8 protein-coding genes are annotated in these 10,671 nt (G+C 62.6%); 3 read left to right on the plus strand and 5 right to left on the minus strand.

What is annotated here, in order from left to right; all coding sequences use genetic code 11:
- The coding region (galT, locus tag ACPQ6D_RS23340) for a galactose-1-phosphate uridylyltransferase (RefSeq protein WP_423226761.1) at window positions 1-261 on the plus strand (261 nt) is incomplete at its 5' end.
- A gap of 366 nt (window positions 262-627) precedes the next feature.
- Here galT and ACPQ6D_RS23345 read toward each other — a convergent pair.
- Window positions 628-1,119, minus strand: coding sequence for a ferritin (locus ACPQ6D_RS23345; RefSeq protein WP_423226762.1), 492 nt, complete (start codon window positions 1,117-1,119; stop codon window positions 628-630).
- Window positions 1,120-1,568: 449 nt separating this feature from the next.
- On the opposite strand from ACPQ6D_RS23345, the gene glyS reads away from it, so the two are divergent.
- Entirely contained in the window at window positions 1,569-4,577 is a 3,009-nt protein-coding gene (glyS, locus tag ACPQ6D_RS23350) for a glycine--tRNA ligase subunit beta (RefSeq protein ID WP_423226763.1), read from the plus strand.
- An 80-nt stretch (window positions 4,578-4,657) separates the two neighbouring features.
- Here glyS and ACPQ6D_RS23355 read toward each other — a convergent pair whose 3' ends face one another.
- A complete protein-coding gene (locus ACPQ6D_RS23355) occupies window positions 4,658-5,557 on the minus strand; it encodes a quinate 5-dehydrogenase (protein ID WP_423226764.1) in 900 nt (299 codons plus the stop codon).
- Between the two features lie 400 nt (window positions 5,558-5,957).
- Here ACPQ6D_RS23355 and ACPQ6D_RS23360 point away from each other — a divergent pair, with 400 nt between their 5' ends.
- Window positions 5,958-8,507: an AAA family ATPase gene (locus tag ACPQ6D_RS23360; protein WP_423226765.1), complete on the plus strand. Its 2,550-nt coding sequence runs from the start codon at window positions 5,958-5,960 to the stop codon at window positions 8,505-8,507.
- A 37-nt stretch (window positions 8,508-8,544) separates the two neighbouring features.
- On the opposite strand, the gene ACPQ6D_RS23365 is transcribed toward ACPQ6D_RS23360, so the two are convergent.
- From ACPQ6D_RS23365 to ACPQ6D_RS23375, 3 genes are all read right to left on the minus strand, one after another.
- Entirely contained in the window at window positions 8,545-8,955 is a 411-nt protein-coding gene (locus tag ACPQ6D_RS23365; protein ID WP_423226766.1) for a hypothetical protein, read from the minus strand.
- Between the two features lie 243 nt (window positions 8,956-9,198).
- Window positions 9,199-10,008 (minus strand): hypothetical protein, encoded by an 810-nt coding sequence (locus ACPQ6D_RS23370; RefSeq protein ID WP_423226767.1) that lies wholly within the window; start codon window positions 10,006-10,008, stop codon window positions 9,199-9,201.
- Window positions 10,009-10,053: 45 nt separating this feature from the next.
- Window positions 10,054-10,671: hypothetical protein (locus ACPQ6D_RS23375; RefSeq protein ID WP_423226768.1), on the minus strand; the 618-nt coding region annotated here is incomplete at its 5' end.

Here is a 10,671-nt window from a genome sequence, read left to right on the forward strand (position 1 = left end):
CTGCTCACCCGCTACGACAACGTCTTCGAGACTTCGTTCCCCTACTCCATGGGCTGGCACGGCGCGCCCTGGACGGCAGGCGACCACGATTACTGGCAACTGCACGCGCACTTCTACCCGCCGCTGCTGCGCTCAGCCACGGTCAAGAAGTTCATGGTGGGCTATGAGATGTTGGGCGAGGCGCAGCGTGACATCACCGCGGAGCAGGCCGCCGCGCGGCTGCGCCAGGTGTCGGAGATTCATTACAAAACGCTGACGTGACGCCGCTGGCCGGGAGAGTTGAAACCGTCTTCCATCGAAGAAGTGTCTGTGGCCTAGCCTGGATGAGCTAGAACCAAATGGCTCTCACAAAGACGCCAGGTCGCCAAGAAAAAACTTGGCGGCCTGGCATCTTTGTGTGCAATTCTGTTGCTCTTTCGTGCAAGAATTCTACGATCAAGGGTATCTGCTCAGGCATCTGGCGCCGACGGCCGCTGCCGAATGAATTCGGGGCGAAAGGGCGTGCCGCCGGCATCGCGTCCACGCTTGCCCTGAGCCTTCGGCGTGAGATCAGTCGAACGCTCGTCGAAGGGCAGGTGGACGCCCGGCGGCACGCCCAATGAGGGGCGATTTCAATCGCTGTGGCTATTAGGTGCGCGCGGCGAGCTGGCGGTCAATCATGAAGAGCGCGGCCGGCGAATCGCCGACCATCTTCAACTGCTCTACCACGCTGCTGGCGTTCTTCTCTTCTTCCACCTGTTCGTTGATGAACCAGTGCAACAAGACCTGCGTTGGATAGTCCGCTTCCTTCACGGCCAGGGCATATAGATCATGGATGGACTTGGTCACCTTCTGCTCGTGCGCCAGGACTTCCTGGAACGCCAGCAGCGGCGAGCCGAAGTCAGTGGGCGGCTGGTCTATGGCCTGCAGCCCCACACGCACACCGCGCTCGATCAGAAATTCAAAGAACTTCATGCCGTGCTCGGTCTCTTCCGCGCTCTGCTTGCGCATCCACTGGGCCGCGCCCGGCAGATTCTGCGCCTCAAAGTAAGCCGCCATGGACAGATAGACGTACGACGAGTACATCTCTTTGTTGATCTGTTGATTGATGGCGTCCTGCATCGTTTGACTTAACATCATTGTTATCTCCTCTAGTTTCAAATCGTTCCGTCGCTTGCCGCGAGTCAGAACACATGCACGCGGCGCCGACGCCAGCGGCCGGTCGCCCACGCTTGGCCCACGGTAACATCATGTGGACACCGCTATTATGCCACAAATGGCCGCTTGATGCAATCAACCCTCCTTGCAAGTAGGAAATCCAAATGGAGCACACATCCCACCACAAAGAACACATGCGGGGGTGGGTGAACACAAAGAAAAGGCAGCTCAGGTGCAAATTGACAGCTTCTTTGCGTTCTTTGTGATCTCTGTGGTCAAAAACCAGGCCACATTTGGAACTACTACTGTGCAAGAATGATTGATGGGGTCGGCGTAAACGCGCCAAATTTGGTGATGTGCAAGAGCATCTGGTAGAATCGTTTTTGATCACACGAATCACGAAGCAAGCAGAAATAGGAATCGAGTTTTTTATGAGCGCGAATCAATTTGCCTTTCAAGATGTCATCATGCGCCTGCAGCACTTTTGGGCCGATCACGGCTGCCTGATCTGGCAGCCGTACAGCGAAAAGGTGGGCGCGGGCACTATGAACCCCGCCACGGTGCTGCGCGTCCTCGGCCCTGAACCGTGGAACGTGGCTTACGCCGAGCCATCCTACCGCGCGGACGATGGGCGCTATGGCGAAAATCCCAACCGCATGCAGATGCACACCCAGTTCCAGGTCATTCTCAAGCCTGATCCGGGCAACCCGCAAGAGCTTTACCTGCAAAGCCTCGAAGCCATCGGTATTGACCGCCGCAAGCACGACATCCGTTTTGTCGAAGACAACTGGGCCAGTCCCGCGCTGGGCGCGTGGGGCCTGGGCTGGGAGGTCTGGCTGGACGGGTTGGAGATCACGCAGTTCACCTACTTCCAGCAGGCCGGCGGCGTGCCGCTCGACCCGGTCAGCGTGGAGTTGACCTACGGCCTGGAGCGCATCGTCATGTTCTTGCAAGATGTACGCGAGGTTTGGAAGATTGACTGGGATGGTCGGCGCACGTACGGCGATGTGCTCCTGCAGCCGGAGATCGAACACTGCCAGTACAACTTCGACGTGGCCGATGTGGACAACCTGCGCCAGTTGTACAACCTGTTCGAGGCCGAAGCGAAGAACGCGCTGCGCCATCACCTGGTGGTGCCCGCGCACGACAACGTGCTGCGCTGCTCCAACACCTTCAACATCCTCGATGCGCGCGGCGCCATCGGCGTGACCGAGCGCGCCAACTACTTCGCACGTATGCGCGACCTGGCGCGCCAGGTTTCCGACGAATACCGCCAGCAGCGCCAACGCCTGGAGTATCCGTGGCTGCCCGATGACGGCGAACCGGCCGCTGCGGCCAGCGTTACGCAGACGACAGAAACCCTCGCGCCGCCGACCGCGGCCGCCGACCTGCTCTTCGAGATCGGCGCTGAAGAGCTGCCCGTGGATGATGTGGTCCTGGGCATCGCGCAGCTAGAAACCCTGGCCCGCCAGCGCTTGCGCGAGGCCCGCCTGAGCTTCACCGCGCTGACGACCACGGGCGCCCCGCGGCGCCTGGTTTTGCAGGTGCAAGGACTGGCCCCGCGCCAGGACGACGACGAGCAGGTCGTCAAGGGGCCGCCGCTCAAGGCCGCCTTCGATGCGCAGGGTCAGCCCACCAGGGCCGCGGAAGGCTTTGCGCGCAAGTACGGCCTGGCCGTGGCCGACCTGGTGCGCCGCAGCGACGCCAGCGGCGAATACCTGTATGCGGTGCAGACCATCCCCGGTCGGCCCACGCCGCAGGTGTTGCAAGAGCTGCTGCCGGCCCTGGTATCCAGCCTTAGCTTTGGCAAAGCCATGCGCTGGAACTCCAACGGCGTCGCCTTTTCGCGGCCCATCCGCTGGTTCGTGGCGCTGCTGGGCAGCCAGGTCATTCCCTTTACCTACGGCAATGCCAGCAGCGGCCGCACGACACGCGGCCTGCGGCCAGACAGCTCGCCCCTTCTTGACATCGCCCACGCCGCCGACTATGACCAGGTCATGGCCGGCGCGGGCGTGATCGTCAACCGCGCCCAGCGCCACGCCCTGGTCACGCAGCAGCTGGCCGCGCTGGCGGCGACGGTTGGCGGCGTGACGCCGGAAGACGCCGTTCTGCTCGACGAAGTGACCGACCTGGTGGAAGCGCCGTGCGCGCTGCTCGGTTCCTTCGATCCGACCTACCTGAGCCTGCCGCACGAGGTACTGATCACGGTGATGAAGAAGCATCAGCGCTACTTCCCCGTGGTCGAAGCTGCGTCAGGCCGCCTGCTGCCCTATTTCATCACCGTGGCCAACGGCGCGCCGCGCGACCCGGACGTCGTGCGTCACGGCAACGAAGGGGTGATTCGGGCGCGCTACGCGGACGCAGCCTATTTTGTGCGTGAGGACCGCAAGAAGCCGCTGGAGGCCTACAACGCACGCCTGGCTACCATGACCTTCCAGGATAAGCTCGGCTCGGTGCTGGACAAGGTTGGGCGCCTGGAGAAAATGACGCCGATCCTGGCCGAACGCCTGGGCTTGAGCGCCGATGAGACAGCAGCCGCGGCGCGCGCCGCGCATCTGAGCAAGGCCGACCTGGGCACCCAGATGGTGACAGAAATGACCTCGCTGCAAGGCATCATGGGTCGTGAGTATGCGCGTGAGAGTGGAGAACCAGAGGCCGTCGCGACGGCCATCTTCGAGGCCTATCTGCCGCGCTATGCGGGCGATCGCCTGCCCACGGCCAAGCCGGGCCTCGTGGTAGGGCTGGCAGACCGGCTGGACAGCCTCTTGGGTCTTTTCAGCGTCGGTCTGGCGCCCACCGGTTCTGCGGACCCCTTTGGGCTGCGGCGCGCGGCCCTGGGCGTGGTGGCCAATCTGATCGAACACCAGGTCTCTTTCTCGGTGCGCGCCGGCCTGGCGTTGACGGGCCAACATCTCCCTGTCCAGGTCACGCCGCAGGCCAGCGAAGAAGCGGCCGTCTTTGTCGCGCGGCGCCTGGAGCAGATGCTCAAGGATCAAGGCTTGCGCTTCGACCTGGTGGATGCCGTGCTGGCCGCGCGTGCGGATGACCCTTACCGGGCCTTCCGCACGGTAACCGCGCTGCAGGATGCGGTGCAGACGCCGGCCTGGCCAGCCGCGCTGACCGCGTACGCGCGCTGCAAACGGATCGTGCGTCCGCTGACCGAGCGCTACCCGCTGGCGCCGGCCGCCTTGACCGGCGAGGCGGCGCAGCCGTTGTACGAGAGCTACCTGCTGGCGCAGGCGCAGGTCACGCCAGACAGCGATGTGGACGTGCTCGTCAACGCGCTGATTGGGCTGACAATGCCCATCAACCGCTTCTTCGAACAGGTGATGGTCATGGCCGATGATCCCGTGCAGCGCAGCGCCAATCTGGGCCTGCTGCAATCCATCGCCGCGCTGGCGGATGGCATTGTGGACCTGAGCAAGGTGCAAGGATTTTAGGAGAGATCGGGGACTAGAGATCAGAGATCGGGTACATGGAAGGCGAGTGCTCTCCGGTCTCTGGTCTCTGGTCTCCGGTCTTAGTCCAGCTTCTGCACGCTTGGCTGCCAGCCAGCGGCCGCGATCATTTCTTCCAGCTCCGCCGTAGTGAGGACACGTCCCTTGCCCGCCACGGCGGTGAGCGCGGCCTCCATCATGTTGGTGCCGAACGAGCGGCCTTCGATACGCGGGGTGCTGGTCACCAGGTAGCTCACGCCGCGCTGGCGCAGCAGTTCCACGTCCTCGGCCGTCGTCGTGTTGGTGACGATGATCTTGCCCGGCAGGCGGAGCGGCAGGTGGCGCTTGATGTAGAGAAAGTCGCCGGCCACAACGCTGCCCCATTGATACCACCTCTCGAATTTAGGCACAATCTTCTCTTGCGAACTGCCGGTCGGGTAGAGCACACTGATCGGCAGGAATCCCATGATCGGCATCAGCACCCGCGCCAGGCGGCGCAGCGCCGGCAGGCCGCGCACTGGAATGGGCAGCCCCACGCCGAACATCAAGTCGCCGAAAACGACCTCGAAGCCGCTGGCTGCCAGCGACTGCGCCATGCCGTAGCGATCCACCGCCAGCGTCATGAACGCGCGGCGGTCACGGATGGGCGCGTCCAGCCGCGGCTCGGCCATCTGCATGACCCGTTTTTCCATCGTGTGCTTGAGGCCGCGGCCGTCCACGGCCGGCGTCTTGTGCACATTCTTCACCAGGTTGAGGCCGGAGCGCAGCGGATACTCTCGCTCTTCCAGGCGCAGGTAAAGCTCAACTCCACCAACGCCAAAGGCGTCTACCTGGCCGTCGAGTTCGGTAAAGAGGCGCTGCGCCTTGCGTTCATCGCCGTCACAGCCGCGGCGCTCGATCCGCACCCGCTCGCCCAACAGTTCGATCTCAACCGTCTTATCCCGTGTTGAACTGCCCAGGCTAATCGAAACTGCGTGTTTCATATCTTGACTCCTATTTTTGCCACAAAGAACGCAAAGAGCACAAAGCTGCTGCCAAACAAGGCAGCAGCTTAACGCAAAGGCGCCAGGATGCTGTGGCGCAAAGAGGTTCCTGTTGGCGTATCGTTCTTATCCGCCACGAGCACCTACTGGATGAGTATTCAGGCCTCTTTGCGGCTAGGCGTTGAGTAGTTTCAATCTGCTTGTGCTCATAACGACTTCTTTGTGTTCTCTGTGCTCTTTGTGGCTAAGTCCGCGCACCTTTCCAAACGGTGGTCGTTGCCGCCGCATGTGGTATAATCAAGCCACAACTGGTGCAACCGGCGCCAACAACTAAATTCTGCGACTATCATCATTATAGCATAAGACAACCATGATCCCAACCATGTAGCTTGAGACAACCATGATTCCAACCAAACTTCGTCTGCACAACTTCATGTCCTATGCCGACACGCCGGCGCTGGATCTGCGCGGCATTCACCTGGCCTGCCTGGCCGGCGATAACGGTCACGGCAAATCGGCCCTGCTCGATGCCATCACCTGGGCGCTGTGGGGCAAGGCGCGTGCCCGCAACGATAACGACCTCATTCGCCAGGGCGAAGGCGAGATGGAAGTCGAAATCGAGTTCGAGCTGTATGAAAACCTCTACCGCGTCCTGCGCAAACGCAGCAGCAAAGGCGCGGGGCGGAGCCTGCTCGAACTGCAGGTGCGCGCGGCCGATGGCTTCCGTGCGCTGACAGAGACTTCCGTGCGCGCCACGGAGGCGCGCATCGTGCAGCTCCTGCGCATGGACTATGACACCTTCGTCAATTCGGCCTACTTGCAGCAGGGCAAGGCCGATGTCTTCACCACCATGCCGCCGGCCAGCCGCAAAGCCATCCTGGCGCAGATTCTGCGGCTGGACGAGTACGATGAATTCGAAACACGGGCCAAGGAGCTTCTCAAGGAAACCGAGCGCGAGGCAGATGCGGTGCAGGCGCAGTTGGGCGACATCGAGCGCGAGCTGGCGCGGCTGCCAGAGATCGAGGCCCTGGCGCAGGCCGCGCAGGCCCAGGTGGCGGACCTGGCGCTCAGGCTGCGCACGCTGGAGGCGATGCAGCGCGCGACCGAGGCGCAGCGCCAGGAGCGGGTCAGTGCACAGCGGGAGCTGGACGATTTGGCGCGGCGCATGGCCCAGATGAAGCAGGACATGGACGGCACGCAGCGCGATCTGAACGGCCGCCGCAGCCGCCTGCAGGCGTTCGAGCGCCTGCTGGCGCAGCCGGCCGAAATCGAACAAGGCTACGCGGCGCTGCTGGCTGCGCGCCAGGCAGAGGCCGATTGGCAGCAGCGGGCGTTGGAAGACGCCCGGCGACGCGCGGCCATCAGCGAGCTGGAGACGACGATTGCCCGCGCGCGCAGTGAAATCGAGTCGCGGCAGCGCGTCGCCCAGGCGCGGCTGGCAGACCTGCAGACCCGTCGCGAACGCGCGGGCAGCGCGCAGCAGCAGCTTCAGCAGGCGCAGGCCGCGCTGGCGCGGCTGGATGGCATGCAGGCAGAACGCGCCGCGGCCGAGGCCGCGCAACGTGAAGCCGGCGAGGCGCGCGCGCGCCTGGAGCAGGTCAACAAGCAGCTCAAGCACGAGATGGAACTGATCATGGAGCGGCTGAATGACCTGGAAAAGGCCGAGGCCAACTGCCCGCTCTGTCGCCAGCCCCTGAGCAGCCACGATCACCAGCGCGTGCTGGCCGAGTTCCGGGCGCAGGGCGTCGCGCTGGGCGACCAGCATCGGGCCAACGTGAGCAGCGGTAAGGCCTTGCACGAACAGCAGCGCCAGCTTCAGGAGCAGATTGCGCAGGTGGACGCCGCGCTGCAGCAGCGGCCGGCCTGGGAACGGCAGAAGGCGCAGGCTGAGACAGCCGTGGCTGAAGCGGCCCAGGCCCAGTCTGAAGCCGCGCAGCAGGAGCAGACGCTGGCTCAACTCAACCTCCAGCTTGCCCAGGGCGACTACGCTGCGGCCAGCCAGGCTGAACTGACTCAACTGCGCGCGGGTAGGGCCGCGGCCGTTTACGACGCGGCCGGCCACGCCGCGGCCACGCAGCAGGTCACGGCGCTGGCGGGTTGGGAAGCGCGCTGGCGTGACCTGACCCGTGCGCAGGAGGAGTACGCGGGCCTGGCAGCCCAGGTGAGCGAGTTGGAAGCGCGCCTGGCGCGCTGGCAGCTTGCCAACGCGGCCGACCAGGAACGCGCGGACGCCCTGCGCGAGGCTGTGGCCGAGCTGCCGGGTCTGCAGGCGCAGCTGCAGCAGCAGGGGCGTGAGATCAAGGCGCTGGAGAGCCAGTTGGAGCGCAGCCAGCAGAACCTGGGCGCGGCGCGCCAGCAGATCGAAACCTGTCAGCGGCAGGCCGTGCGCCAGGTGGAGCTGACCGAGCGCCGCCAGCAGCTGAACGAGGCGCGGGGCATCTACGACGAGTTGAAGCTGGCCTTTGGCAAGAAGGGCGTACCCGCCATGATCATCGAAGCGGCCATTCCAGAGATCGAAGAGGAGGCCAATCGCCTGCTGGGGCGCATGACCGACCAGCGCATGAGTTTGCAGTTCCAATCGCAGCGCGACACCAAAAAAGGCGACACCATCGAGACCCTGGACATCATCATCAAGGATGAACTGGGCGTGCGGCCCTACGAGATGTACAGCGGCGGCGAAGCCTTCCGCACCAACCTGGCGATTCGCATTGCCTTGAGCAAGCTGCTGGCGCGCCGCGCCGGCGCGCGGCTGCAAACGCTCATCATTGACGAGGGCTTTGGCACCCAGGACACCGCGGGCCGCGAGCGCCTGGTGGAAGCCATCACCTCCATCCAACAGGACTTCGAGCGCATCCTGGTCGTCACGCACATCGAAGAGCTGAAAGACCAGTTCCCCGTACGCATCAACGTGGTCAAAGGGCCGGGGGGGTCCAGCTTTTCGATTAGCTGATCTGGTCACGAATATACCAGACACGCATCTCTCGAAGTCAGGGCAGATTGTAGCGCGTCGCAGCATACGGGTAGGGGCGCAGTTCGGTCGCACGATGGCTGCTGCTGTGTAGCGTCACCGCCGTGCTGCCCAGGCCTGCCCTGAGCGGCGACTGCAAGTCGCCTGCCGAAGGGTGATCGGTCGCCAGCCAGCACACCGCGCCGTTGACCCGCAGCGCAATTCGCTGCCCGCCAGCCTGGTAGTACTTCGTGATCGTCGTGCTCGTGCCGTTGGTCGTCTGCTCGTAGATGGCCCCCGCGTACACTGTCGTGCTGCTGCCGATCACCGCCTTCACGCGGTTGCCGTCCGCGTCATAGGTATAGCTCGCCGTGACGCCGCCGGACATCGCGGTCAGCCGGTTCTCGGCGTCGTAGGTCAGCGACCTCTGGTTGCTGGCGTGATCCTGCACTGTCAGCAGCCGGCCGCGTCATAGGTGTAGCGCGTGCGGTGTTCGCTGCCCCAGGTGGGATTGGGCTGGCCGACCGGCCACGAACCGGTGCTTCCTGAAACGCTGCGCAGGTTGCCGAAAACATCGGACGCACAACGCACGAAGCGCCGATTGGCCGATCATGCACAACCGGATCGATCTGTCTGCTCAGAGAAGGCTCTGGACGCCATGTTGAACATCGGGGGTGAAATCAGTGGAGTTACCTCATGGGTCTACCCCATACATCTCGTTCAACGTCCTGGGTGCATCGGCTGAGAACTGAAAGGATTGGGCGATGTCTTCCAGGACGGCCCGTAGGGCAGGGGCATATTCGGTCCAAGTGGCGCTGCTGATCTGAATTACTACGTTGTCTCCTTGTTTTATGAAGATACTTTCCAGCATTGCGGCGCCGCTTTTGTCCGCAAGTGAGCTTCGGACCATCTCGTGCAGGCTGCCATTGGGCTCCACAAAGGTGGCCTCGGAAGTCGCAGACAATGTGTAGCCCGAAGGATTGCCGGGCAGTGTCATTTGCAAGTATTCCTCAACCCAAGAGCGCAGGCTTCCTCCTTTTGCAAACTCAGACCCCATATATACAATGGCGACCCCAATGTTGCCACCCAGGTGATCCACTACAGGAGCACTCAATTGGAAATAGGGTAGATTGTATCGGTCGGGCCTTTCACGCACTGCAACGAACTTCCAATCGGCCGGATAGGCAAAGGACACGCCCACATAGGGAGACGTGTATCTGCGCCAGCCAGCGCGCTGGGGTTGACCAGTTGGGCCCACAGTAGCTGCGACTGCAATTGTGGCAAGGGCGGGACCGGCAACTGTAACGACTGGGGTGTCCGTTGGCAATGTTGTCACCGTCGGCGACGCGCTTGCGGATGGCGACAGCGTCGCCACCCGCGTCATAGGGGCGATAGCGGGCGTTGCGGGTCTGTTCTGGAGTATTTGGCAGGAGACCAGAACACTGGTCAGCGCCACACTGCATAACAGCACCCAACCGGCCTTGTCGGCATGCACTAATCTCATGGTTTCCATCCTTTTCTCTGTGAGCGAAGAAAGCAAGAAGTTCGGTCAGTATCCCCCACACCTGATGTTGCCTGTGGGATTATAACCCACCTGCCAGGTCAGAAGGACGCGGTCAATTCTCATGCCATCTTCGCGCATCCAGATGTTGATGACTCGCTCGCCTTCGCTGACGTCAAGGTAGGGACGCGCCCCGTTCATCTTGATGCTTTGCCATTGCCACGCGGCCGAGGCATAGCCTGTGATTTCGCGCGACGTGTCGTATGGGTAATCATCACGGCCCATATGCAGCGAATCATCATTCACGGTTCCACCCAAGCCGCAAACCCAAATGTAGTATCGTCCCGTCTGCTTGAATGAAACGTTGGCATACCGCAATTCAGGTGAGAGCCAGTAATCCCAGGGATTGGCGTTCCAGCCTTGGCCGTTGTTTGGCATCCCTTTCATGAAGCATTCGGTCGTGCGTTGAGAAGTGAGGGAATCGCTCTGATAACAGAACCAGTAATGATCCGAGCGCGGTTGGTATCGTTCGGTGAATGCCACCGGTTCGATGATACGCAGGCTCTGGGCGCTGTTCAGCGGATAGATTGTGCCGCACGTAGCGCCTGAATTGGGATAGGTGGTCGTCGGCACGAAGCCCAACAGCGGCGAAGCATCCACGGCGTC

This window comes from Candidatus Amarolinea aalborgensis, assembly GCF_900491745.1.
GTDB lineage: Bacteria > Chloroflexota > Anaerolineae > SSC4 > Amarolineaceae > Amarolinea > Amarolinea aalborgensis.